The sequence below is a fragment of the Nocardia brasiliensis NBRC 14402 genome (genome assembly GCF_000308475.2).
GTDB lineage: Bacteria > Actinomycetota > Actinomycetes > Mycobacteriales > Mycobacteriaceae > Nocardia > Nocardia brasiliensis.
This window is the reverse complement of record NZ_BAFT02000044.1, coordinates 1-25,030: the sequence shown is the minus strand read 5'-3', so window position 1 is coordinate 25,030 and position 25,030 is coordinate 1. Positions and strand designations below refer to the sequence as shown.

Annotated in this window: 21 protein-coding genes and 1 pseudogene; 9 read left to right on the top strand and 13 right to left on the bottom strand. The window is 67.7% G+C overall.

The window, feature by feature from the left end; translation table 11 throughout:
- Nucleotides 1-60: 60 nt before the first annotated feature.
- Nucleotides 61-1,506, bottom strand: a complete 1,446-nt coding sequence (locus tag TY25_RS14010) for an amidase (RefSeq protein ID WP_042256429.1) — start codon at nucleotides 1,504-1,506, stop codon at nucleotides 61-63.
- Between the two features lie 140 nt (nucleotides 1,507-1,646).
- On the opposite strand from TY25_RS14010, the gene TY25_RS14005 reads away from it, so the two are divergent.
- Nucleotides 1,647-2,081 carry a VOC family protein gene (locus TY25_RS14005; protein WP_042256502.1) on the top strand — a complete coding sequence of 145 codons (435 nt, stop codon included), beginning with the start codon at nucleotides 1,647-1,649 and terminating at the stop codon, nucleotides 2,079-2,081.
- Nucleotides 2,082-2,090: 9 nt separating this feature from the next.
- Here the strand turns inward: TY25_RS14005 and TY25_RS14000 are convergent, their stop codons facing one another.
- Entirely contained in the window at nucleotides 2,091-3,572 is a 1,482-nt protein-coding gene (locus TY25_RS14000; RefSeq protein ID WP_042256500.1) for a dolichyl-phosphate-mannose--protein mannosyltransferase, read from the bottom strand.
- Between the two features lie 169 nt (nucleotides 3,573-3,741).
- On the opposite strand from TY25_RS14000, the gene TY25_RS13995 reads away from it, so the two are divergent.
- The 5 genes from TY25_RS13995 (at nucleotide 3,742) to TY25_RS13975 (ending at nucleotide 7,689) form a co-directional block, all read left to right on the top strand.
- Complete coding sequence (locus tag TY25_RS13995; RefSeq protein ID WP_042256428.1) at nucleotides 3,742-4,344, top strand: maltokinase N-terminal cap-like domain-containing protein; 603 nt, start codon at nucleotides 3,742-3,744, stop codon at nucleotides 4,342-4,344.
- A gap of 90 nt (nucleotides 4,345-4,434) precedes the next feature.
- Nucleotides 4,435-5,037, top strand: a complete 603-nt coding sequence (locus tag TY25_RS13990; protein ID WP_042256427.1) for a DUF308 domain-containing protein — start codon at nucleotides 4,435-4,437, stop codon at nucleotides 5,035-5,037.
- 171 nt (nucleotides 5,038-5,208) lie between these two features.
- Complete coding sequence (locus TY25_RS40515) at nucleotides 5,209-5,952, top strand: hypothetical protein (protein ID WP_088606834.1); 744 nt, start codon at nucleotides 5,209-5,211, stop codon at nucleotides 5,950-5,952.
- 116 nt (nucleotides 5,953-6,068) lie between these two features.
- Complete coding sequence (locus tag TY25_RS13980; RefSeq protein ID WP_042256497.1) at nucleotides 6,069-7,322, top strand: DUF418 domain-containing protein; 1,254 nt, start codon at nucleotides 6,069-6,071, stop codon at nucleotides 7,320-7,322.
- 64 nt (nucleotides 7,323-7,386) lie between these two features.
- Nucleotides 7,387-7,689 (top strand): hypothetical protein, encoded by a 303-nt coding sequence (locus tag TY25_RS13975; protein ID WP_042256426.1) that lies wholly within the window; start codon nucleotides 7,387-7,389, stop codon nucleotides 7,687-7,689.
- Nucleotides 7,690-7,698: 9 nt separating this feature from the next.
- Here TY25_RS13975 and TY25_RS13970 read toward each other — a convergent pair whose 3' ends face one another.
- A complete protein-coding gene (locus TY25_RS13970; RefSeq protein ID WP_146153976.1) occupies nucleotides 7,699-7,926 on the bottom strand; it encodes a hypothetical protein in 228 nt (75 codons plus the stop codon).
- Here TY25_RS13970 and TY25_RS13965 point away from each other — a divergent pair.
- On the top strand, nucleotides 7,921-8,241 hold the full coding sequence (locus tag TY25_RS13965) for an LmrA/YxaF family transcription factor (RefSeq protein WP_052382961.1): 321 nt from the start codon (nucleotides 7,921-7,923) through the stop codon (nucleotides 8,239-8,241). The two genes, TY25_RS13970 and TY25_RS13965, sit on opposite strands and share 6 nt — an antisense overlap.
- Before the next feature lie 527 nt (nucleotides 8,242-8,768).
- Here the strand turns inward: TY25_RS13965 and TY25_RS13960 are convergent.
- From TY25_RS13960 to TY25_RS13945, 4 genes are all read right to left on the bottom strand, one after another.
- On the bottom strand, nucleotides 8,769-9,413 hold the full coding sequence (locus tag TY25_RS13960; protein WP_042256424.1) for a class I SAM-dependent DNA methyltransferase: 645 nt from the start codon (nucleotides 9,411-9,413) through the stop codon (nucleotides 8,769-8,771).
- 584 nt (nucleotides 9,414-9,997) lie between these two features.
- Nucleotides 9,998-10,990, bottom strand: a complete 993-nt coding sequence (locus tag TY25_RS13955; RefSeq protein WP_042256422.1) for an aldo/keto reductase — start codon at nucleotides 10,988-10,990, stop codon at nucleotides 9,998-10,000.
- A 139-nt stretch (nucleotides 10,991-11,129) separates the two neighbouring features.
- Complete coding sequence (locus TY25_RS13950) at nucleotides 11,130-11,981, bottom strand: alpha/beta fold hydrolase (protein WP_042256420.1); 852 nt, start codon at nucleotides 11,979-11,981, stop codon at nucleotides 11,130-11,132.
- Nucleotides 11,978-12,565 carry a TetR/AcrR family transcriptional regulator gene (locus tag TY25_RS13945; RefSeq protein ID WP_042256419.1) on the bottom strand — a complete coding sequence of 196 codons (588 nt, stop codon included), beginning with the start codon at nucleotides 12,563-12,565 and terminating at the stop codon, nucleotides 11,978-11,980. The genes TY25_RS13950 and TY25_RS13945 overlap by 4 nt, the downstream gene beginning before the upstream one ends.
- A gap of 266 nt (nucleotides 12,566-12,831) precedes the next feature.
- On the opposite strand from TY25_RS13945, the gene TY25_RS13940 reads away from it, so the two are divergent.
- Entirely contained in the window at nucleotides 12,832-13,644 is an 813-nt protein-coding gene (locus tag TY25_RS13940; RefSeq protein ID WP_042256417.1) for an alpha/beta fold hydrolase, read from the top strand.
- 119 nt (nucleotides 13,645-13,763) lie between these two features.
- Here the strand turns inward: TY25_RS13940 and TY25_RS13935 are convergent, their stop codons facing one another.
- Nucleotides 13,764-15,578 (bottom strand): hypothetical protein, encoded by a 1,815-nt coding sequence (locus TY25_RS13935; protein ID WP_226887347.1) that lies wholly within the window; start codon nucleotides 15,576-15,578, stop codon nucleotides 13,764-13,766.
- Between the two features lie 213 nt (nucleotides 15,579-15,791).
- On the opposite strand from TY25_RS13935, the gene TY25_RS13930 reads away from it, so the two are divergent.
- The gene (locus tag TY25_RS13930; RefSeq protein ID WP_042256414.1) at nucleotides 15,792-17,486 is read left to right on the top strand and encodes an SMI1/KNR4 family protein; all 1,695 of its coding nucleotides are present in this window, start codon (nucleotides 15,792-15,794) and stop codon (nucleotides 17,484-17,486) included.
- A 220-nt stretch (nucleotides 17,487-17,706) separates the two neighbouring features.
- Here TY25_RS13930 and TY25_RS13925 read toward each other — a convergent pair whose 3' ends face one another.
- The 5 genes and pseudogenes from TY25_RS13925 to TY25_RS43205 form a co-directional block, all read right to left on the bottom strand.
- The gene (locus TY25_RS13925) at nucleotides 17,707-18,249 is read right to left on the bottom strand and encodes a hypothetical protein (RefSeq protein WP_042256413.1); all 543 of its coding nucleotides are present in this window, start codon (nucleotides 18,247-18,249) and stop codon (nucleotides 17,707-17,709) included.
- Between the two features lie 21 nt (nucleotides 18,250-18,270).
- A complete protein-coding gene (locus TY25_RS40510; protein WP_052382960.1) occupies nucleotides 18,271-20,376 on the bottom strand; it encodes a hypothetical protein in 2,106 nt (701 codons plus the stop codon).
- Nucleotides 20,377-21,152: 776 nt separating this feature from the next.
- The gene (gene nuoN, locus TY25_RS13915; protein WP_042256412.1) at nucleotides 21,153-22,784 is read right to left on the bottom strand and encodes an NADH-quinone oxidoreductase subunit NuoN; all 1,632 of its coding nucleotides are present in this window, start codon (nucleotides 22,782-22,784) and stop codon (nucleotides 21,153-21,155) included.
- The gene (locus TY25_RS13910; protein ID WP_172595852.1) at nucleotides 22,781-24,397 is read right to left on the bottom strand and encodes an NADH-quinone oxidoreductase subunit M; all 1,617 of its coding nucleotides are present in this window, start codon (nucleotides 24,395-24,397) and stop codon (nucleotides 22,781-22,783) included. The genes nuoN and TY25_RS13910 overlap by 4 nt, the downstream gene beginning before the upstream one ends.
- A pseudogene (locus TY25_RS43205) lies at nucleotides 24,394-25,030 on the bottom strand (NADH-quinone oxidoreductase subunit L); the annotation flags it as partial. The pseudogene TY25_RS43205 and the gene TY25_RS13910, both read right to left, overlap by 4 nt.

The window sequence follows — 25,030 nt, the reverse complement described above, 5'->3', positions numbered from 1 at the left end:
ACAACGGATGATCTTGATGCGGCCGACGTCCGCCCCGGCGGCGAAACCCGCGCTCGCCCGTCACGGTGCCTGGAAACCGCCGATCTCCCGCTCGAGCAACTCGGCCAGGCGCAGCGGGGTGCGGTCTTCGAACATCGGGCCGATGAGCTGCACGCCGACCGGCAGTCCGTCGGCGGTGCGGTCCGCGGGGATGGCGGTGGCGGGCAGACCCGGCATAGTGGCCAGGCCCGCCCAGACGAACTGGTCGTTGAACGGATAGTCGACGCCGTCGATAGCGATGCGCCGCGCACCGAGACTCGTATGGTCGTGCGGGAACGCGGGTGTCGGCGTGATCGGGCACACGACCGCGTCGAACTCGGCGAACAATTGCCGCCACCCTTGGCGATGTAGTTCACGGCGGTTGTTCGCTTCGATCCACTCGCGGTGGCTGAACACCGCACTGCGCTGCCACACGGCTTGATAGCTGTCGTCCTGCGGATCCAGTCCGGCCGCGGCGGCGCGCAGCAATTCGTATCTGTCCGCGGGGAAACGCGCGGCGAGATCGGACACCAGCAGCTGGGTGTAGAGCGTCGCAGCCTCGGCGAGGTCGGGCAGTAAAGGACTTTGCCGCGCCACGTGCACACCGGCGGCGACCAACGCGTCGGCGACCCGGTGCAGCCCGGCGCGCACCGCGGACCCGGTCGGAATGTTCGGATGTTCGTCGAGGATCAGCACCCGGAAGTCGGCGAGCCGCTCGTGGCGGGCGGGCGGCAGCGCCAGCCGATAGGCGATGCCGTGCGTGAGCGGATCGGGCCCGGCCATCACGTCCAGCAGCAGGGCCAGGTCGCGGGCGGTGCGGGCCATCGGGCCGACCACCGGGAGATCACGCTCGGCGGGCAGCGCGGGCCCTGGTGGCGCGACCATGCCGCGACTGGCCACCAGCCCGAGGGTCGGCTTGTGGGCGTAGACACCACAGAAATGCGCGGGAGTGCGCAGCGATCCGGCGATATCGGAACCGAGCGAGAGCGCACCGAAGCCGGCGGCCAAGGCGGCGGCCGACCCGCCGGAGGATCCGCCCGGTGTGCGACCGTGATCCCACGGATTGCTGGTGGTGCCGTAGATGTCGTTGTAGCTCTGGATGTCCTGCAACATGAACGGCACGTTGGTCTTTCCGAGGATCACCGCACCGGCCGCTTCGATCCGCGACACCTGCACCGCGTTCTCGGCGGGCACGTAGTCGCGGTACGCGGGCACACCCCAGGTCGTGGGCAGGCCCGCGATGTCGTAGGACTCCTTGACCGTCACCGGGACACCGAGCAGCGGGAGGTCCTCGCCGCGTTTCCGCGCCTCGTCGGCTCGGATCGCGGCCGCCCGCGCCCGGTCGAAGTCCGGCACACAGATGGCATTGATCGCTTTGTCGTCCCGCTCGATCCGGGCGATCGCTTCCTCGGTCAGCTCGACCGAGGTCACCTCACCCCCACGCAGGGCAGCCAGAAGTTGTTCCGCCGAATGAAAACTCCGCTCCATGCTCGTGACCCTACCGACGCCGCCGGGGTACTCGATCCCGCGAGCGGGTCCCGTCCCTGCGCCCCGAATGCCCAGACATACGTCCAGTTCTCACCGAAAACGACGTGCGCGACGACCGGCCGCGCCTCTATGGTGAGCCGATGGCATCGGTGCGAACGGTTCAAGTCACCTTCGACTGCGCGGATCCCGAGCGCGTCGCCCGGTTCTGGTGCGAGGTGCTGGGGTACGTCTTGCCGCCGGCGCCGGAGGGCTTCGCCGACTGGGACGAGTACAACAGCACGTTGCCGCCGGAACGCCGGAACGCGGGGGCCGCGGCCATGGATCCCAAGGGTGTGGGACCGCGTCTGTACTTCCAGCGCGTGCCCGAGGGCAAGGTCGTGAAGAACCGCGTGCACCTCGATGTGCGGGTCGGCACGGGACTGGCGGGCGAGGAACGGGTGGCCGCGCTCGAAGCCGAATGCGCCCGGCTGCTCCCGCTCGGCGCGACCCGGCTGGAACTGCTGCTCGCCGACGACGAGAACGAATCCTGTCTGGTGATGCAGGACATCGAGGGCAACGAATTCTGCCTCGACTGAACTACTCGCTCACCGCCAACTCGGCAGCCAGAGATGGTGCTGCCAGCTCGCCGGTGTGATCGGCAGGCCGGTCAGAATCGGATAGAGCCAGATGAAGTTGGCCACCACCAAGCCGAGATACAGGCATACCGCGAGCAGTCCGGTGCCGCGCCGTTCCCTGGATTCCGCTGCGCGCCCGAGGATCTGGCCGAGCGCCAGCGCCAGCAGCATGACCAGGAACGGCGCCATGACGGTCGCGTAGAAGAAGTACATCTGCCGGTCCAGCGCACCGAACCACGGCAGCCACGCGGCGCCGTACGCGGTGAGCACGGCGATGTAGCGCCAGTCGCGCCGCGTCGCGGTCTGCCACAGCGCCCAGCCCAGCACCGGGAACGCCAACCACCAGACGGCCGGGGTGCCGATCAGCATGATCGCCCGCACGCACTCGGATTCCCCGCAGCCGTGGGCGTTTTCGGGGTAGTAGTACAGCATCGGACGCAAGCCCATCGGCCACGTCCACGGCTTGGATTCCCAGGCGTGGTGGTTGCCCGCCGAGTTGGTGAGGTGGGTGTGGAAGTCCAGCACTCGGGAATGGTTGAACCACAACGCGCGCAACGCATCCGGCACGAACGAGAAGTAGCCGCCCGGCCCCACCTGGATGCCGACCGCGTGCCGGTTCACCCCGGACTCGCTGGCGAACCAACCCGCGTACGACCCCAGATAGACCCCGAGCGCCACGAACGGCAGCGCGAACGCGGCCGGTAACGCGTCCCGGACCAGCGTGCCGACGAACGGCCGGGGCACGCCGTACGCGCGGCGCGCGGTGACATCGAAACCGAGCGACAGAATCGCGAAGGCCACCACGAAATACAACCCGGACCACTTCGTGGCGCAGGCCAGTCCGAGCAGGACGCCCGCCCCGAACCGCCACCACCGCACGCCCAGCCGCGGGCCCCACGGCGTGCCGGTCGCCGCGGCGCGCGCCAGCCGGGCCCGTACCTCGTCACGGTCGACGATCAAACAGCCGAACGCGCCGGTGACCAGCACGGTCAGGAAGATGTCGAGCATGCCGATCCGGGACGAGACGAAGGTGACGCCGTCGGCGATCAGCAGGATCCCGGCGATCGCGCCGATCAGCGTCGAGCGTGCCAGCCTGCGCACGATCCGCACGACCAGCAACACCAGTACGGTGCCCGCCAGCGCCGCGGCGAACCGCCACCCGAGCGGGGTGAAGCCGAACAGCGCCTCACCCATCGCGATCAGCATCTTGCCGAACGGCGGATGCACGATCACGGGGAAGCCGGGATTGTCCTCGATGCCCATCCCGTTGTTCAGCAGCTCCCACGCCTGCACGGCGTAGTACTTCTCGTCGAAGACGGGTGTGCCGCCCTCGGTCGCCGTGCCGAGACCGGCGAACCGCAGCACCGCGGCCACCAGCGTGAGAAAGATCGTGACCCACCAGCCGCGCGCGGTGTCGCGCGGCCCCTCGTCGACACTTCGCTGCGCGGTCATCCCGGCGACCACCGGCCGTGACAACACTCCACTCCCCGAACCCAGCACGTCACGACCTTACGGGAGAAGCGGAAAGGCAATGGGCGCACGATAGTTCATCGAGTGTGCTCGCTTATGCTCGAGCGGAGCGTCCGGCGGTTCGAGCGGGGCGGCGAAGGAGGGCGCACGGATGGCTGTCATCCACGAGACGACGATGGTGCCGACGAAACTGGAATTGCTGACCGCCTGGTTGCCCACCCGCGCGTGGTATCGAGGCACGGGGCGGCCGGTGCTGCGGCGCGCGGGCGGGTTCCGCCTGGACGACCCGGCCGGTGCGGTCGGGATCGAGTTCATGGTGCTCGTGGACAGTTCCGCCGAGCCCATCGCTTATCTGGTGCCGTTCGCCTACCGCGGGGCACCGCTCGACGGCGCCGAAGAGGCGCTCGTCGGTACGTCGATGCACGGCGTCCTCGGTGAGCGCTGGCTCTACGACGGCACCCGCGACCCGGTGGTCGTAGCGCAACTCGTGGCGTTGCTGGCCGGTACCGCCGAGCCCCAGGCGCAGCACGCAAGCGGCACACCCGATCCGTCGATCCAGGTCACGCCCGCCGAACTCGCACTGCCCGCGGCGGCGACGGCGACGGACGCGAACACGCACACCGAGATCGGGGGAGTGCTGCGGGTGCATCGCGTGCTGGAGCCGGCGGGCACGCCGAGCGCCGGACAGGTCAGCGCACCATGGCAATCCGCGGACGGGACGTCGGATCGTAGCGTGGTGCTGTCCGCGGTGTAGACGGCAACTGCCGTTCGGCCATGCCTGCTCGCCGCACCGAGTGAAAGCAAACACGCGGCTAACCGCGGTGTGCGCTCATATCATGGAGCTATGCCCGAAGACGAGCTCGAAGGGCGTGCGGACCCACTGGCCGGGACAGCCCGGCAGGCGATCCTGGTGTCCGGTGCCTGCTCGATGATCTTGGGTGTGGTCATAGCGGTATGGCCACACAAGACGCTGCCGACCGCGGAACTGCTGCTCGGCGCGTATTTGCTGGTCAATGCCGGGTTGCAGGTGATCATCGCGTTCAGCGCGCGGATGGCGCCCGCCCTGCGGGTGCTCGTTTTCGTCAGCGGTCTGATCTCGACATTGCTCGCGGTGCTGTGTTTCAGCGGCGGCAATTCGGCACTGCTGCTGTCGTTCTGGGTCGGCCTGGCCTGGTCGGTACGCGGCATCTGTCACGCGACCGTCGCGGTGTGGACACCCGAGTTGCGTGGCAGCGGTCGGCAGGAGGTGTTCGGCCTGGTCACCCTGCTGCTCGGCCTCGTGGTGGGCGTGCTGCCGTTCGACTCGCTGGATGTGCTCGGCCTGGTGCTCGGCCTGCTGCTGATCGTGATCGCGACAATGGAGGTGCTCAGCGTCGCCGCCGTCCGGCAGGGTGTGCTCGACCTGTCCGGGCTGGCGCGGCCGCGCGCGGTACGCCTCGACCCCTGAGCCACGCCGAGAAAGATCGAGTAGCCGGTCCGGCGGGATTCGAGTAGCCGGGCACTCGTGGCATCGGGCGCCGTGCTGGTCACTGTAGGCAGTGGCGAGAAAGGAGCCCGAGATGTTCGAGCGAACCTACGACACGGCCGAGACCGGACCGCGCACGCGTGAGGTGGCGTCGTGAAGATCGCACACCTGCGTGCGCCGGGACCACACCATCGGCCCGAATTGGCAGGCGGCGCAGGCATGCACGGCATGGTGGTTTTCGGCACCGGACTCGACTGCTACCTCTCCTACCGGCCCACGTTCGATGCCCCCTACAACTTCCAGGTGCTGCTCGCGATCGAATTCGACGAGCGGGGCCGCCGCGCGCTCGGAGCGGACCGGCGGGTCGGGTACACCGACATCCACACCTTCGACCCGGAGGATTTTGAGATCGCCGAGCTCGATCCGGACCGCGCCGACCCGCGCAGGTCCTTCCGCGGCACGCTGATCCGGGGACGCGGTGAACGCGGCGGCATCGCGATCGCCGACGACGTGCGGGTCACCGTCGGCCGGGTCCTGCACTTCGCGGCGCTCGAACGGGACGACTGCGGTACCTTGACGCACCTGTGCTTCGGGCGGCCGGACCGGATGTATCTGGCGCACCGCATCATCCGGCGCCCCAGCTTCGATCAGATCGTCGCGGCCGAACTGATGCCCGGCACCGTGACGGACATGCTCGGCGTCCCGCTCTCCGACGACGTCGCACGCCGCGGCTTCGAGCACGCTCAGCCGATCCTGCTCGGCCGGCGCGAGTTCACCGGCGCGCGGCTGCGGGCGGGCGAACTGGCCGTCGCGGCGTTCCCCGGTGGCGCACAAGGCTTCCTGGCCGAGATCACGGTCCGTCGCCAGATCTATCTGGAGGTCGGCGACCTGGTGTGACCGACCAATGGCGGATGTCAATACGCCAGAAGTCGCGGAGGCGGTATGTCCGGTTCAGCACCCCGGTCGATCCGGCGGCGGACGCGCGGACCGGTACGGACGTCTACTTTCACAGTATGTCCGAATCCGTTGCCCCTGCCGGGACCTCGAATCGACGGATCGCCGAGGTCGATATCCTGCGCGGCTTCGCGCTGTTCGGCATCCTCATCACCAACGTGATCGTCGCGACCACGCTGTGGTCGTTCACCGGGCCCGCCGACGATCCGCAGGCGGGCTGGGACGGGCCGATCGACCACGTTGTGAGCGGTCTGGTCGACGCTTTCTTCACCGGCCGGTTCTATCTGCTGTTCGCGTTCCTGTTCGGCTACTCGTTCACCTTGCAGATCGCGGCGGCACAGCGCGCCGGGGTGTCGGCCAACGCGCGACTGCTGCGGCGCTGCGCGGCACTGCTGATCGTCGGGCTCGCGCACGTGTTCCTGCTGTGGATCGGCGACATCCTCACCCTGTACGCGTTCCTGTGCCTGATCCTGATCACGTTGAAGAAGCTGAAGCCACGCACGGCGGTGATCACCGGCGCGGTGCTCTACATCCTGTGGTGCGGGTGGATGTTCATCCCGGGCAGCGAGGGCGACGACCTGTCCGCGCTCGACATCTTCTTCGACCTGCAGCGGATGCACGACGGATACACCGGATCGTTCGGCGACACCTTCGCCAACCAGATGTGGATCGCGCCGATCTTCATCGGCCTGATCTGGTTCACCCAGGGCGCGACCAGTCTCGGCATGTTCCTGATCGGCATGGCGGCGGGCAAACGGCAACTGTTCGACGATCCGGATACCTTGCGGCGCTGGGCGCCTCGCGTGCTGATCGGCGGATTCGCGGTCGGCCTGCCGGTCTCGGCGGTGACCTTCGCCGCGGCGCAGAACTGGTTCGTGCCGCCTTTCTACTGGGCCGGGATCCAGGAACTGGTCAATCCGTTGATGACCTTCGCCTACGTCGCGGGCATCATCTGCCTGACCCGTTGGGCGCGCAGCGCGCCGTGGATCGGGTGGCTCGCGCCGGCCGGGCGCATGGCGGCCTCGAACTACATCTTCCAGTCGATCGTGCTCATGGTCGTCTACACCGGCTACGGGTTCGCGCTCGTCGACAAGGTGCCGCCCGCCGGTGTCATCGGCATCGCGCTGCTCACCTACGTCGTGCAGTTGCTACTGAGTCATTGGTGGTTGCGGGGTCACCGCTACGGCCCGGTGGAATGGTTGCTCCGAGCCGCCACCTACCTGTCGATCCCGGCGTGGCGGCGGGCCCCGGAATCCTTTCCGGCACACCAGGAAAGACTCGCACGACAGCCGGACGATACCGGGCGGCGCTAGCGTTCACGATCAGCCACCGGATAGCGTGGCCGCGGTACCGGTCCATCGGAAGGACGAGCGAAGCATGTCTGTAGCAGGGATCTGGGACCTGACCATCGCCACCCGCCTCGGTGACATCAAAGTCGTCTTGGAACTCCAGCAGGACAACGGTGTGCTCACCGGTACCGCGCGCGCCTCCGGAAAGAAACGGCCGCTCGACGACCTCGAGTTCGACGGTGAACTGCTGAGCTGGCGGCAAACCCTCACCCGCCGCCTGATGCGCCTCGACCTCGCCTTCGCCATGACCACCGTGGGGGACAGCATGAGTGGAACGTGCGTCACCGGGCGGTTCCCGGCCGTCCACGTCACCGGCGCGCGGCGCGCTTGAAGTTCGGTCTCAGCGCACCGCCGCCGTGGCGGGCCGGGTGCGCAGTTGCGTGCCGAACGCGATGAGCGCGGCGATCGTCAGCGCCAAGCCGCCCTCGACCGCGTGCACGTAGTTGCCGAAAGTGTCGACGGCCATGAAGCGCAGGACGTTGTCCCCGCCGAAGAACCCGAAACCGGCGAGGTGACGCAGCAGGGCGCCGCGGTCTGCGCCGAACAGCAACCCGTACCGGCCATGCACGCGATCCTGGCCGGGGCCAAGATGGTGATGGCGGGCGGCGATCAACCGCCCGGCTGTGCGGTCGCCGCCGTCACCCTGGGTGCCGGACCCGACGACCACACCCTGCACGAAGCCACCCGCGCCATCTTTCGGCGCTGGCAGCAGCCATTCCAGGAATGCTTGCAGCGCAACGGTTTCGACGAAGGCGATGCGAAGAATCTCGCGACCCTCTTGATCGCGGGCATGGAAGGCGCACTGGTGCTCTGCCGTGCCGAGGGGACTACCGAGCCGATCGACCGTGTGGCCGCTGCGCTCGAATACGCGTTGGCGCGCTGAGATTTCGCACCGGTCCTGCGGTGGCAACTGCCAACGGGTCGGTCTGGTTGACCACGATCGCTCGGGCCCAGGAGTCGAGCGTCCTCGATGCCCGGCACGACGCTCGACCGGCTTGGTTCTGTCTCGGAGTGGTGAGGTGGGCCTGCGGCCTGGTACCGGAAGTGCCGGTTTCAACCCCGCCCATTTGCAGCTGTACCGCTTCTCGGGATTTACACCTTTTCTGGGCGGCCAGAAGGGGTGTGAATCCCGAGAAGTGTTGCAGGTGCGCGGGGCTGGGGGTTCCGGCGTGGTCGTCTGGCTGTGGTGTTGTTTGGGATCGCCGTAGTATCGGCCGAATTTCGGGCGGATATGGCGTAACCCGCTGGTAGTGGTGAGGTTTGGGGTTGTCGTGCTGCGGGTTTGGGTTGTTGGTGCTTTGCTGGCTGGCGTCGTGGTCACGACGGTCGCGCCGAGGGGATAGCGCAGTGTCGGCGTCCATCTCGGGCATCGGCTCCGGATCCGACTGGCGAGCCCGACATATGCAGAAGTCAGGACTTACTGCGTGCGAAAAGAATCGCTTGCTGAGCTTTCGCGTCCGGGTCGAGCAGCATCTGAGCCTCGACCACGAATCCGGCATCGCGCAGCCAGGATGCCACCCGGTCAGGCTGACGGCGGTGGACATGGACCTTCATCGGGTGACCGCCATAGCCGTCGGTCTTCAACCGCGACTCGTCGCCGACGTGAAACAGCAGCTGCAGCGGTCCGCCGGGACGCAATGCTCGGTGGAAGTGCCCGAACACGGTCGGCACCTCGTCGTCAGGGATATGGATCAACGACTGCCAGGCGAGCAGGCCGGCCATCGAAGCGACGGGCAGGTCCAGGTCCGTCATCGAGCCCACCTCGAACCGCAGGCCGGGGTGGTCGCGCCGGGCCACGTCGATCATCGCCGGGGAGAGGTCGACACCGAAGGCGTCGACCCCGAGCTCATGCAGGTGGGCGGTGACTTCACCGGGGCCGCAGCCGACGTCCGCGACCGGCCCGCCGCCAGCGACCCGCACGCTGTCGGCGAACAACGCCAGAGCCGCGCGAAGGTACTGGTGTCCGGCGAGGGCGCCGCGCACTTGGTCGGCATAGCTGACCGCGACCGTGTCATAAGAGGTTCGGGTGTCGGCCAACCAGTCATTCGTGGTCATGACCGGCACGATATTCCATGATCACGACCTCGTGGACGGCCGACGCAGAGAGAACCGATCATCGCCCTGAACTCCGCCGCGTTTCCGCGGACCGCAATAATGACCCTTTGACGACAGCCGCCGGGGACGACACCCGGCCGCGCGGATCGTGCGGAAACGCCACACCCGATCCATTGCCGTCCGTTCCGTACGCACGCAGCACCGCGACCGCCGACCGCCGACCGCCGACCGCAAGGCATACCGGATCTACCGCGACCGCATCACCCAACAACCCCCGGCCTGACCAGCACCCAGCGCGCAGAACCCGCCCTCTACCAGCGGGTTACGCCATATCCGCCCGAAATTCGGCCGATGCTACGGCGACCCCTGTTTCCGAGAGTTCCTTGACGAGGTGTCAGCGGTTTCGGGTGGGTGACGTTGTGGCTCGGCGTGTTTCGCTGGGCGAGTCGCGGGGTCACAGACCTTCCATACCCTTCACAGCAGCTACAGCCCCTGTGAACCGTAGGAAACCTCTGTGACCCCCAACCACTCCCGCGGCGGGTACACCGAACTAGGCAGGCGCGGACGGGACTTCGAGACAGAACCTAACTCCGAGCGACCTCGGCGGTGTGCGCGGGGACGTAGCGCTCGCCTGTCACCTGGTCGCTCAGCGGGTCCAGCGTGGCCAGCGCCTCGGCGTCCAGGGTGAGTTCCAGCGCGGCTGCGTTCTGCTCCAGCCGGGCCGGGCTGCGGGTGCCCGGAATGGCTGCCACCGCCACCCCGAGCCGCTCGGCTTGGGCGTACACCCAGGCCAGCGCCACCTGGGCCGGGGTGGCGCCCAGCCGGTCGGCCACTTCGCGCACGGTCTGCGCGATCTTCTCGTTGGCATCGCCCGCCGCGCCGGCGAAACGGGGATTGCTCCGCCGAAAGTCCTTCTCGCCCAAGGTGGAGCGGTCCAGGGCGCCGGTCAGGAACCCCCGCCCCAGCGGCGAGTACGGCACCAACCCGACCCCCAGCTCGGCCATCACCGGGGTGAGGTCCTCGACATCGCGGGTCCACAGCGAGTATTCGCTCTGCACCGCGCTGATCGGGTGCACCGCGTGCGCCCGGCGCAGCAGCGCGCCGTCGACCTCGGACAGGCCCAGATGGCGGACCTTGCCCGCCTCGACCAGCTCGGCCATCGCCCCGACGGTCTCCTCGATCTCCACATCCTGGGGCGGGCGGTGAGCGTAGTACAGGTCGATCACCTCGACGCCCAAACGCAGCAGCGAGGCGTCACAGGAACGCAGCACGAAGTCCCGGGCACCACGGATGCGGCGGGCCCGGTCACCGGCGCTGCGGTCGATGCCGAACTTGGTGGCCAGCTGCACCTGGTCCCGGCGGCCGTGAATGGCCCGGCCCACCAGCACCTCGTTGTGCCCGGTGCCGTAAGCGTCGGCGGTGTCCAGGAAAGTGATGCCCAGCTCCAGTGCCCCGCCGATGGTGGCCATTCCGCCGTCCCAGTCGGCGGCGCCGTAGCTTTCGCTCATCCCCATGCACCCCAGTCCCATCGCACTGACGGTGAGACCTGTTGAGCCGAGCGGGGTTCGAGTGATCATGCGCGGATACTCCTTCTGCCCGACGCCTCGGGCGGTACCTCGAAAGCTGACGAACGCCCCGACACTAGGACTTGGAGTGCACTCCAAGTCAAGCCGTCGGATCGACCTGTATCCGCCGAGCAGTGCGCTGGGGTGGGCGTCAGTTGACGGTGCTGGAATTTGTCCGGGCGGACTGCAGGACGTCGAGGAGCTTGTGGCCGAAGGCTTCCGGGTGCTGGTTGAGTCCGCCGTGGCCGCCGGGGAATTCGACCAGCGGGGTGCCGAGGCGGCCGGCCAGGGTTGCGGCCGGGCGGTACGGCAGCGTGCCGGGGGATTCGGCGCCGACGGCGAGGACGAGGCGGTCGGCGACGGCGGCCAGGGCCGCTTCGTCGGGCAGATGCGAAGTGATCTGGCGCAGTTCGTGTTCCAGCATGATCGGCAGGTTCGCCATGACGCGGGCGACCATGTCGGCGGCGCGCGGCGGCAGCGTCGCCGGGTCCGGCAGGCCGCGCAGCTGTGCGCCGACACCGGCGGCGAAGCGCGCACCGGCGACCGCCGCGCCTTCGCGATGGAACAGCTCGTAGACCTCGTCGACGAACGCGCGATGGTCGGCCGCGTCGGGCAGCAGGCCGAAGGAGGGCGGTTCGTGGGCGACGACGAGCGCGAGCCGATCGGGGTGCCGGGCGAGCAGGTCGAGTGCGACCACCGCACCGCCGCTGGCGCCGAAGACGTACACCGATTCGCCTGCGGGAGCGCGATCTTCGATGAGTCGGTGGATGTCCTCGCTCATCACCTCGACCTGTTGATCCACCGGCGGGCCGTCGAGCGGGCTACGGGAATAGCCGCGGGGATCGGCGGCCAGCACCGTGAAATGCGGCACCAGCAGTTCCGCGAGGTGATCGAACATCGCCGCGTCCGCGCCGCTGCCGGGCAGCAGCACGAGCAGCGGCCCGCTGCCGCGCTCTTCGTAGAACAGCGTCGCGCCGGGGACTTTCAAGGTGCCGGACTTCATGATTCATCCTTCTTCTCGGGTGACGGCCACTGCTCGAGCGCGACGTGCAGGGCATCGATGATGCGTTCCCAGGAGGCGGCGGTATCGCGGGAGTGCTGGAAACCGCCGACGGCCTCCAACGTGGCGTAGCCGTGAAAGGTGCTGCGCAGCAAGCGGACCGCGTCGGTGAGGTCCGGTTCGGCCAACCCGTAGGCGCGCAACATCCCGTAGGTGAGTTCGACGGCCCGCGCCGCCCCGGGACCGGTGTCGACCAGACCGGGCGGCACCGGTGATTGGGTCGCGGCGTAGCGGCCCGGGTGGCGCAGGGCGTAGTCGCGCCAGGTGTGCGCGTATGCCGCGAGGGCGTCGCGGCCCGCGCGGCCCGCGACGGCGGCCGCGATCAGCTCGGCCTTCTCCGCCGCCGCCAGCACGCTCACCCGCGCCCGCAGTTCCTGCAGGTTCTTGACGTGCGAATAGAGACTGGCGTCCTTGACGCCGAACTGCTTGGCCAGCGCCGACATGGTGACACCGTCGAAACCGATCGCGTCCGCGAGATCGGCGGCCGCACGCGTGATCCGATCCGCGCTCAAACCCGCTCGTGCCATCACGGCACACCTCCTCTGAGCTAGTACATCTAGGTTATAACCTAATGTCATTAGGTTCTGCAATGCGCGCGATCAGGAGCCGTAGTGCGGATGGGCTTGCGCTGCAGACCTGGGCGCAGCCACCGTCCACGGCGAGTTCACTAGCTGGACGCGTCGGGACAAGCCCAGGCTCGTGCAACGATGAGTGGCAAAGTGCCGCACCTCGATTAGTCGGTGGCGCGGATCCCGTCGATAGTCGTGAGCAACGAACTCGCAGAGGAGAACTCATGACCCGATCCAGCGCGCACACCCTGCCCGTTCCCGGCGCCGAGCTGCATTACGAAGTGCGCGGCAGCGGTCCGCTGATCGTGCTCGTCGGCGCACCGATGGACGCCGCCGCGTTCGCGCCGCTGGCCGAGCGGCTCGCCGCCGACCACACCGTGCTCACCACCGATCCCCGCGGCCACAAGGGCAGCGTGCTCGACGACCCCGCCCAGGACTCCACGCCGGATCTGCGGGCCGACGATCTGGCCCGGCTGATCACCCACCTCGATGCCGGTCCCGCGACGGTCCTGGGCTCCAGCGGCGGTGCGGTGACCACCCTCGCCCTGGTGCAGACCCGGCCCGACCTGGTCGACACCGCGATCGCGCACGAACCGCCGCTGCGGACCCTGCTCGGCGACAACGACGAACTGGCCGCGCGCAACGCCGACATGATCGCCACGTACCGCGACGGCGACCCGATCGGCGCGTGGCGAAAGTTCTTCGCCATGGCCGGTTTCGCGATACCTGAGGCTGCGCTGCAAGCGATGTTCGGTGGCGAACGCGATCCCGCGCAGGTGGCGAGCGAGCACTACTGGTTCCTGCACGAACTCATCGGCACCACCTCGTGGGAACCCGACCTGCCGGTGTTGCGGGCGACGCCGGTGCGGTTGATCCTGGGTATCGGGTCCGATTCCACGGGCCAGTTCTGCGACCGGACGACCCGGGCACTGGGTGAAGGACTCGACCTGTGCCCCACCATGTTTCCGGGCGGGCATATCGGATTCGTCGACGATCCGGCGGGTTTCGAGACCGGACTGCGCGCCGCACTCGGCTGAGCCCGGCACCTGGGCGGCGGCGCTGCCCTCGCCGCCGCCCAGGACGAGCACCGGGCGGCCCGAGACGAAGGCGCCCGGCGTCGGTGACCGGCGCGGTCCGGCGCCCCGGTCACCAACGACTACGGGGTCAAGCCCCGGATGAACTCGGCGAGATACTGCCCGCTGTAGTCCGGCTTTCCGTTGTTCTGCACCGCGGCCGCCCCGATCGTGTCCACGTGGGTGTAGCCCGGCAGCTGCTCCACCTGTGCGGTCGGCGGCGCGGGAAGCCAAGTGCCGACGCCGTATTGGACGACGCTGTCCCCGGCGTACGCGATGAAATTCGGTTTCGTGCGACTCATGTTGTGGTAGCGCAGGTTCACCATGTCGCCGGTGCGCGCGCCGCCGAAACCGGCGCCGATATCGATGATCATCCGCAGCGGGAAATAGGTCTCCCAGTACGCCGTCGGCCAGCCGGTGCCCAATTGCCGTGCCACCTCGTGGATATCGGCGGTCTCCCGGTTCGGCGCCGTCCACGGGACGCCGACGACGTCGTTGTAGTTGCGCCACGAATACAGCGCCGTGCGGTCGGTGGGGCCCACCCGGGTCTGCGGTCCGGCGCTCATCCGCATATAGTTGCCCAGCACCGGGACCTGGGTCAGCCCACCGTGATTCGGGAACGTCTTCTCTGCCACCGGGCCGCCCGCCAACGCGCCGACACCCTGCTGGAGCAGCGCGAAATTGCCGGAGTTGTTGTCGATGAACGTGCCGAGCAACGCGGCATTGGTGAACCGGTAGTCGCGGATGGTGCCCTCGCCGTTCGCGCCGCCCGTGACCGCGGCCGCCCAGCTCGGGCTGAACACGGTGGTGAGCGTCGCCTCGATATCGGGATCGTGGATGTGCGCGAGCAGTTGGCTTTCCGCGTCCGGCGCCAGATGCGCGGCGAGCCCGGCCAAGCGGTAGAGCATCATCGCCTTGGTGCCGATCACAGGCATCGGGCCGAGCGTGCGCATCGGCAGCACACCGCTGTCGAATCCGGCCTTGAGCACCCCGTTGGTGGGCCCGGTGATGGCTTCGGTGACGTCGCGGAAGAACGGCGTGTTCTGGATCGCGGCCGGGTCCGAGGAGACCATGGAGTCCTGCGCGGCGAAGGCGGCGCACTGGTTGTAGCCGGCGTCGGCCTGGGTGCCCGGGTTGCCGTCGAAATCCCAGTCCGAGAAGAACCCGGTGACCAGCCCGCCCATCGAGATACCGGTGCAGACGTATTTCCGTTGCCGCTCAGCCTGATCCGGGAGCTCGTGCAGCATGATCTCGTACTGGTCGCGCACCACTCGCTCCAGGCCGAAAGCATCCAAGATGGGCAGGTCCGCCGAGGCCTTGAACCCGGCGAAGGTGCGGCCCTCGAGCGGCTTGCCGTTGAAGTAGTAGTCGACCGCGTCGAGATAGTCGCCCGACTGCAGTGCGTAGTCGAAGCCGACTGTCTCATCCAAACAGGAGCCGCGCCGGGCCAGCGCCCAGAATTCGACGTTGCGACCGAGCGACTTCGCCGAACGCACCGTGTTCGCCGCGACGCCGTCGGAATTGATTGCGCCGCCGATCATTCCGCCCTGCTGCACCACCACGGCGTCCGCGTCCCGCGCGTCCTGCGGACTGCCCACCGCGCGGTAACGCAGATATCCGGTACGCTCGCACGACCCCGGATGCGGTGCGGCGCTTGCCGGTAGCGGGAGCAGGAAACTCACGTAGGAGACCGCGATGCCGTCGCGGGTCGCGATCTGCTGCTCCTGCCGGTCCGTGGCCGCCGAGACGGGCGGAACCTCCGCTGCCGCCGAGCCCGGTGGTAGCAGACCGGCGGCGACCACCGTCAGCGCTACCGTTGCCGCCCAACCGTTTCGGAGCCCGCCGCGCGCCCACCCCTGCTGTTTCGGCCGTCCGAGACGCCGTGTCGCTCTTGCCACGGTTAGTCACGTTGCCACCCACCGTGTCCCACGTCACTGGTGCATTTGTCAGGAGATCCCCGCTCACCTAGTGCATTCCAACAACTTTCGTGCCCGCACACCTCGTGTGACTCAGACGGCGGAAGCGAAGCGGCGGGTCAGGCTTTGCGCGCGCTCGGACGAGGCTTTCCCAACGCCGGGAACTCGTCCGGCGCATCGCATAGTGTCGAGGACATGACGGAGCTGGCCGATAGGGTCGAACGCCTCGCGCAAGAGTTCGCGGAATCCGGAGCGACCAGTGGGACATTGCGCATGCACCACAGCCAGTGGAGCAACGGAATCGATCCGTCGTACGTGGTCGGCACCGATCGGGTGCACCAGGTGAGCGGCCGACGCGAACTGGCCCACGCTGTGCGCTCCGAACTCGGTGTTGATATGGACGGCGTAGTAGAAATGCGGCTCCGCCTGTCCGGCGACAGTTACGAGTTCCAATACCAGTGCACCCCCGGCTCCAGCGAGCGCTATTGGGACGCTGCGCGACGGCTGGTCCTCGACCACGACTATCGATATCCGGGGCGTCAGCAACCGGTCGCAGCGGTCGACACGGTGCCCGACAACCGGCCTACCGACCCGGCGGTCCTGGCGACAGTGCGTGAGCTGGTACGCGGATACATCGATGTCTACACCGCGGCCCACTCGCGGGCACCCGAACTGGCCGCAGGTGCGGCCGAGGGCGACATCGCCGCGGCAGAGGCGCGGATCGGCCTGCGGTTGCCGGAAGACCTGCGGGCCCTGTACCGGCTGGTCGGCTACGACCACGACGACCGCGGCGTGCTCGGTATCACCCGGCTGTCGCCGCTCAGCGATGTCGCCGCGACTCATCTGTCCGACAGTCCGACGGTGATGGGGTTGTCGGCGGACAGTCGATCCGTGGGGGACGACTCGCTGTTCACTGACGATCAGGTGGTGTCGGAAGGCTGGCCGCACGGCACGATCCAACGCGTCTCGCGTAGTGCGGGTTGGGTGTTCATCGGCACCAGCGACCGCAACGCACACGGGGTCGACCTGGATCCCGGTCCGACCGGTCGCCGCGGGCAGCTGATCGAGATCGGCCTCGGGTACGATTCGGCCACGCGCTGGGCCGTATCCGTAACCGAGGCACTGCAGAAGTCGATCGAGTCGCAGCGGGCCCGGGAGAACTTCGGGAGTCTGTACGACACAGCGCAACCCGCCCACGCTCGTCGACTGCACGACCCTGGCGAGACGATCGATGATCTGCCCGACAAGTTTGCCGTGCAGAAACTCGATCTCCGCAGCAGCGACTCGTTCGACGCCGCCGAACTCTCCGCACTGCCGATGCTGCGCCAGCTGCGGGTCGATGGCATTCGAACCTTGAATCTTGCAGTGCCGCAGGATATTCCTCTCGAATCACTGTGGGTGAGCGGCCCGCATTTCGACCTGGAGCCGCTGTCGGGCCACCCCGTGCTGTGGGACGTACACCTGGCCGGAGCGCAGCATCCGGTACGCCTCGCGCCGCTCGCTGCGCTGAAAAACCTCCAGCGACTGGACATCTCCGAGATCGACGCCGCCGATCCAGAGATCGTCGCCGAACTGGCGAATCTGCGCGTCCTCGTGGCGAACCGCCAGCAGTGGCGCCGACTGCGCGAACTCGACGCCGTACCCGCACATCTCGCCGCAGCGGAGTTGGCCGGCGACGCCTCGTTCGCCGAGGAAGCGGCCTGGGCCGACACCTTCGGCCGCGGTGCCGAATTCGCCGAATTGCCCGTCATCCGCGGCGCCCTCGGCGAGGTTCGTGTCCGGCCACAACCCGAGTCCGAAGACTCGGCAGCGCGAATAGCCGACGTCATGGCAGACGTCCCCTGGAACCTACTGCTCCAACTGCGCCGAGAGCCGGAGTCCGGCGCGTAGCAGCCTTACCTGCCGCAGCGCGGGCATCCCGGCGCGAATACGTTGCGCGAGAATCAGAACCGCGATCGAGAGCCTCATCCAAGGCACCGCCGAAGGACTGGTACACGTGGAGGCACTAATACACCCCGACCGCCGTATGCACCACTACGCGGTGGCGGGATCGCGAAGGCCGTCCGCGACGAGTTCAGCACGTAGTGTGGCCGCGCCTGACCACAGTGGGTCAGCTCCCCGGTGGGCTATCAGCGGCGATGATGCCGCGTAGTTGTGTGCGAGTGCTCCGTGTTTGGTTGCCGACGAGAGGTTCGTTCCAGATATGCAGCAGCACGTGCTCGTCGATGTCGATGAGACGGTCTGCGTGTCCCGGTGCGGTCGCCCGGTAGGGTTCGTGCGGTCCGGGGACCTCGTAGAGGCGCACGTGCACTCGTGCCGGGCCCGAGCCGGTGAGCGGGTCGGCGAGCTGTCCTTGGCAGTGCTCGTAGTAGCACGAGCCGACATACTGACGACCCCGCTCGGTCCTGTAGGTGGCTTCCTCGAGGAACTGCGCGTCGACCGGTTCGGGAGGGTACAGGTCGGCACCCATCTCCACGCTGACGCGGGCGAGATTGCCCTGACGTTGCCGAGTGCGGATGGCAAGGGCGCCGATCCCCGGAAGCAGGCGGGGCCCGGCAGTCATCCTGATCGTTGCCGTCTGCTGGTCGAGGTCGTGGTCGAGTAGATAGATCATCCCGCCGTCGTAATCGACCACGTCGGAAAGTCTCACCATCGGCTATACCTCTCGCTCGAGTCACATCGATGAATCCGCTCGAACGTAGAACTCGTCGCGGTCCATGACCCGGTTCTCATAGTAGAACTGGGCGATGACATTGGATTGCTTGTTGTTGGCATCGACAGGTGTTGTCGGAACCATACACACGCTGTAGCCGTCGCGGCCTGTGCGCGCAGGGTCGACGCGGGGCGGGTCAATGATCTGGCAACCGGGGAAGGTCCTGCCGTTGGCGGGCAACAAAACGTTGGGCGGTTGAGCTGCACCCTGATAGGTAGAGCGAAAAGGGTACTCGTCGCAGCTGAACCCCGGTGTCGAGTAACGATTCGACGGGCATGCTCTGTTGCCGTTGCGTTCACGTTGATCGAGATCGGTCATTCGGCTCAGTGGCCCATTGGAATACAGTCTGGGCGCACCTGGCAGGCCCGACTGCTGCGCCTTGCGTACATGGTCGGCGATTGATATCAGCTCGGGGTCGGAGGCGAAGTCCATCACTGGGGCACGGTCAGGATAGATGCATCCTTGCGATGGCAGACCCGCAGAGATACCCGGCCGACCGGAATCGTTGTCGCAACGAATCTCGGGCGAATTGTTGCGCAGTTCGAGGCTGCCCGGGGATTCTTCGGTGGCCCCGGGGAAGTTGAAACGCATATTCAACCCCATGATCAAGGTCATCACCTGGTTGGGGCCCAGCGAATCGGGACCGAATTCATAGAACCCGAACACCTTCGCGCCCGGAGTCAGCGGCTCGTTCACGAGTTCATCACGGGTGGTAACTGGGCAGCCGGCCACGGGTGCGGTGCACGGGGCTTGCGCGGTGACGGTCCAGCCAGCACCGGTGATCTGTTCGACACCGAACCGGACCCGGTACTCACTCTTGGTCCGTTTGTAATTGGTGATGAGTTCTTGTTCGAGCTTGCCGGCCACGACGGCGACCGTTTTGCCCCGGTCATCGTGGATCACGGCGTTGACCGGGTTCACCGCGCAAGCATAGAGGCGATCGTATTGCCAGTACGGGCCGTCGGGTTCTCGTCCAGCCAAGGCGTCGGCCTTCTTCTTTGCATAATCCCGGTCGCATCCAGGCTTGAGGGCGATCGGATCAGCGAACGATTCGATACCGGGCCCAACTGTGCTGGGGTCGGTTGTATCGGTGTAGCCCAGACCCGCACATCCGTAGAGGCTGCCGTTCGACGTCGGGTATGTCGGCCGCTGCGCACACCGGTTCCATCCGGTACCGCCTGGCTGATTAGCCGCACCGGAACGGTGGTCGGCATCCGGTGCGTAGTCCCCACCGCCGAGCCCCTGTTGCCGCACTGCGTCCTCATCGGCGTCACTACCACCACTGACCGGTGTAGGAACCCGGATTTTGCCGTTCTGAAAGTCCTGCTCTCGGCGGCTGCCAGCAAGGGCGCGTTCGTCGCCGACGGGGTAGCCGTACAACCCTGCTTCGTATTGTTCGCTGCCCCACTCGATCAGGATCGCGCCCGCGACAGGGTGTGCTCCGGTCTGCGGCGACCAGTAGACGACACCTTTCTCGAACCGGTTGAACCGGCCCTGCCCGTCCGCGGTCTTGCTTTCGTCGCTGATCGGGTACCCGAGCCAGCCACCCTCCCAGCCGGTATTGCCCCACTTGTCACGAATCGCGCCGGCGACGTAGTAAGCCTCGTTGAGCTTCCAGTAGATCGTGCCGCCCTGGAAGTACTGCCGCCGTCCGACGTTGTCGGGGTTGACGACCTCATCTGAGGTCGGGTATCCGAGGACCCCGGTCTCCCAGCCGTTGCGCTGCCACGCGGCGAAGAAGTGGTTGACCACCGGATGGGCGCCACCGGCCGGGGACCAGTAGATCGGCCCGTTCTGGAAGGTGGAGCGTTTCCCCACGCCGTCGGGATTGGTGAGTTCGTTCGAGGTGGGGAACAACAGGAAGCTGTTCGGGCCACCGAGTTCGTTGTATTTGTCGCGGATCGCGCCACAGACCTCATACGGTGCCGGCCAATACACCTGACAGCCTTCGGCGGCCAGCGCCGACCGCTGCCGGGACCGCACAGCGAGTGCGGCTTCCATCGTCTCGGCTTTGTCGGCCTGTTCCTTGCTGAACCCGCCCGGGATGTCTTGGCAGTCCGAACGCATCCGTCCCGGCGTCACACTCGACTGGGGGTCGGCGGTGGGTTCCCACTTTTCCGGTGCCCGCGTTCGTGATCCGGGAACGCAGGAGCCACCGGAGGGTGCGCTCGTGCGCGGTGACGTAGGCGCTGTCGTCGTGGTCGGCGACGATGACTGGGTAGCAGGCGTCGTCGGCCCCGGTGTGGTCGTCTGAGTGGGCGGAGCAGCAGTCGTGGGGGCCGGACTCGGAGCCGACGGCTGGGCACTACTGGGCGGTGTTGGTGCGGTGGTCGATATCGGTGGCGGGCTCGTGGTCGGGTCCGCGGCGGCAGGTTGTGTACCGGCCACCAGTAGGAACGTCAGCCCGGTTGCCGCTACCCCCACCAAGCCCCGACGGATCGCCCGAGACCGCTGAAGCGTCGATGCCGATGAATGTCTCACCTGAAACCCCCTCCACCCCGGATTGCCAGCCCATAGCTGACACGCGAATCAGGGTGTCACACACAACCGTTCCTGTCACGCACCACGAACAACTGGGGAACACAGATCCCGCAGGCCCACCGTGGACGATCTCACCCAGATCGGTGGCCCGCCGAGTCCCGAGTCGAATCGCTCGATCCGTCACAGGCTGCACCCTGAACACGAAAACCGTTCCTTACCAGCCCACTACGCCATATCCAGTCGAAATTCGGCCGATACTACGGCGTCCCAGCGACGGCCGTTGAGCGCGACCCCGCGACAGTCGGCTCGGCACAGACGACCGAGCCGCGCACCTGGTGCAGGTGCGCGGCTCGGGTAGGGGATCAGCGGGCGAAGGTGGCGGCTCGGTCGGCGAGGTCCAGGAGTAGCTGGGGGAAGACGCCGAGGATGATGGTGGCGCCGGCGCCGAAGGTGACTACAGCGGTGGTCAGGAACGGCGTCACCACTACGGGGGCGTCGGTGGGCGGGTCGGTGAAGAACATCAGGACGATCACGCGCACGTAGAAGAACGCGGCGATCGCACTGCAGATGACACCGACGATCACCAGCGGGGTCGAATCGCCGGCGGCCGCGGCTTCGAACACCGCGAACTTGCTGACGAATCCACTGGTGAGGGGCAGCCCCGCGAAGGAGAGCAGGAACAGCGCGAACACGCTGGCCAGCCAGGGGGAGTGTCGCCCGAGCCCGGCCCACTGACTGAGCGCGGTGGCTTCTTCGCCCGCGGCATCGCGCACCAGGCTGACGAGCGCGAACGCACCGAGCGTGCCGAGACCGTAGGCCACCAGATAGAACAGCACCGCGGCGACGCCCTTGGTGTTGGCCGCGACCAACCCGGTGAGGATGAAACCGGCATGGGCGACAGCCGAATACGCGAGCATCCGTTTCACGTCGGTCTGGGTGATGGCCATGACCGCACCGACTGCCATGGTGGCGATGGCGATGGCGCCGAGCACCGGCCGCCAATCGTCGCGCAGCCCGGGCACCGCGATGTGCAGCACGCGCAACAACGCACCGACTGCGGCGATCTTGGTCGCGGCGGCCATGAACGCGGTCACCGGTGTCGGCGCGCCCTGGTACACGTCGGGCACCCAGGACTGGAACGGCACGGTGCCGATCTTGAACAGCAGCCCGACCGCCAGCAGCGCGACGCCGAGCAGCGCGAGCAGCGCGTTGTCCGGGTGCGCCGCGATGGCATCGGCGATCCCGGCCAGTTTCACGGTCCCGGCCTGCCCGTACAGCAGCGCGACACCGTAGAGGAAGAACGCCGAGGAGAACGCGCCGAGCAGGAAGTACTTCAGCGCCGCTTCCTGGGAGAGCAACCGCTTGCGCCGGGCGAGCCCGCAGAGCAGATACAGCGGCAGCGAGAGCACCTCGAGCGCGACGAACATGGTGAGCAGGTCGTTGGCGGCCGGGAACAACAGCAGGCCGCCGACCGCGAGCAGGGTCAGCGGGAACACCTCGGTGGTCGCGATACCCGCTCGCAGTGCGACCTTTTCGCTCGCACTGCCCGGCACCGACGAAGCCTGCGGCGTGAACGCGTCCACGCCCCGCCCGAGGGTGGCCGCGGCCGCACTCCACGTGCCCGGCCCGCTGCGCACCGGGGCCGCCGGTCGGTCGGCACCGCGCTCGGCCATGAACAGCACGCCGAGGATCGCGACCACGAGAATGGTGCCCTGCAGGAACAGCGTCACCCCGTCGACCGCGACGGCACCGCCGATGGCGGTGGCGTTCGTGCCGGCCAGCAGGATCACCGCGACCAACGCGACGATCAGCCCGGCCAGGCTCAGCAGCGCCTGTCCGCCGAACCGGAAGCGCCGCCCGGCGAACGCCTCGACCAGCACGCTGAGCAAGGCGGCACCGAAGACGATCAGCATCGGCGACAGGTAGCCGTACTCGATGCTCGGCGCCGGTATGGCGGCGGCGAGCGAGGTTCCGTGGGAGGTCAGCTGACTCATTTGTGGGCACCTCCGGGCTGATCGGCTTTGCCCGCTTCGGGGATGGTCGGCGCGGGGTCGTGTTTGCCGATGGTCGTCAACGTCTGGCTCACCGCGGGATTGATGAAGTTCAGCACCGGTTTCGGATAGACGCCCAGGAACAGCAGCGCCGCGATGAGCGGCACCACCACGGCGAGTTCGCGCGGCACCAGGTCGTAGAGACGCTCGTTGCCCTCCTTGACCGGCCCGGTCATCATCCGCTGGTAGAGCCAGAGCACGTACACCGCGGCCAGCACCAGCGCCCCGGTCGCGACGACGGCCGCGAACTGGTAGCGGCTGAAGGTGCCGACCAGAACCAGGAATTCACTGACGAACGGCGCCAGCCCGGGCAGCGAGAGGGTGGCCAGGCCCGCGATGAGGAACGTGCCCGCCAGCACCGGCGCCACCTTCTGCACGCCGCCGAAGTCGGCGATGAGCCGGGTGCCCTTGCGCGACACCAGGAATCCGGCGATCAGGAACAGCGCCGCGGTGGAGATGCCGTGGTTGACCATGTAGAGCGTCGCCCCGGTCTGGCCCTGGCTGGTCATCGCGAAGATGCCGAGGATGATGAAGCCGAAGTGCGAGATCGAGGTGTAGGCGATCAACCGCATCACGTCGGTCTGGCCGATCGCGAGCAGCGCACCGTAGATGATGCCGATCACCGCGAGCGTGATCACCAGTGGCGCATAGGTGTCCGAGGCGCCGGGGAACAGCATCAGGCAGTAGCGCAGCATGCCGAAGGTGCCGACCTTGTCGACCACCGCCATCATCAGCACCGCACTCGACGGTGTCGCGGCGACCGCGGCGTCGGGCAGCCAGGTGTGCAGCGGCCACAGCGGCGCCTTCACCGCGAACGCGAACATGAACCCGAGGAACAGCGCGTTGAGCACCGCCGGCGCCGCGCCGAGCTGTCCGGAGTTCGCGGCGGCCACCACGACGCGGAAGTCGAAGGTGCCCGAGCCGCCCTCGCCGAGCCCGTCCCGCGCGGTGACCACGTACAACCCGATCACCGCGGCCAGCATGATCAGGCCGCCGAACAGGTTGTACAGCAGGAACTTCACCGCGGCGCGCGAGCGCTGCTGCCGCAGCTGCGCGTCCGCCGACCGGGGCCCGAAGCCGCCGATCAGGAAGTACATCGGGATGAGCATCGCCTCGAAGAACACGTAGAACAGCAGAATGTCCAGCGAGACAAAGGAAATCAGCACCATCGCCTCGACCAGCAGGGTGAGCGCGACGTAGGTGTGCGCGACCCGGCGGCCGCTGCCGACCTCGCGGTCGTCGCGCCAGCCCGCCAGGATCAGCAGCGGCACCAGGGCCGTGGTGAGCAGTACGAGCACCAGTGCGATCCCGTCGAGCCCGACGGTGTAGCCCGCGCCGAATGCCGGGATCCACTCGTGGTCCTCGACGAACTGATATTGCGCCCCACCGGGATCGAAGCGCACGGCGAGCACCACCGCGAGGATCAGCACCGCTATCGACACACTCAACGCGAGGATCCGCGCGAGCAGCCGTTGCCCGGCGGGCAGCACCAGCACCACCACCGCGCCGAGTACGGGCGCCAACCACAGGAGGGTCAACCAGGGAAAGTTCGTCACCACAACCTCACCGCCAGCAGGGCGGCAGCCACCAGGGCCGCGCCGGTGAACATGGAAAGCGCATAGGAGCGCACGAACCCGGACTGCACCCGGCGGATACGTGCGGACAGTCCGCCGATCAAAGCCGCTGTGCCGTTGACGATTCCGTCGATGCCCCGGTTGTCGAGGAAGACCAGCGCGCGGGTCAGGTAGCCGCCCGGGCGCATGAAAGCGGCCTCGTTGAGCGCGTCACCGTAGAGGTCCTTGCGGGCCGCGACGGTCAGCGCGGACACGGCCTGCGGTGCGGTCTCGGGAATCCTGCGCTGCGCGTACTGGTAGTAGGCGAAGCCCACGCCGGCCGCGACCACGACGAGCGCGAGTGCGGTGACGACGGCCGCCGGGACGGTCGCCTCGCCGTGATGCGCGCCCACCACCGGTTCCAGCCAGTTCTGCAGCGCGGAACCGAAGACGAACAGTGCGCCGGCGGCGACCGAGCCGAAGGCCAGCAGCACCATCGGTCCCGTCATGACCGCGGGGGATTCGTGCGGATGGGTGTCGGGTTTCCAGCGCCGTTCGCCGAAGAACGTCATCAGCATCACCCGCGTCATGTAGAACGCGGTGAGGCCCGCACCGAGCAGGGTCACCGTGCCGAGC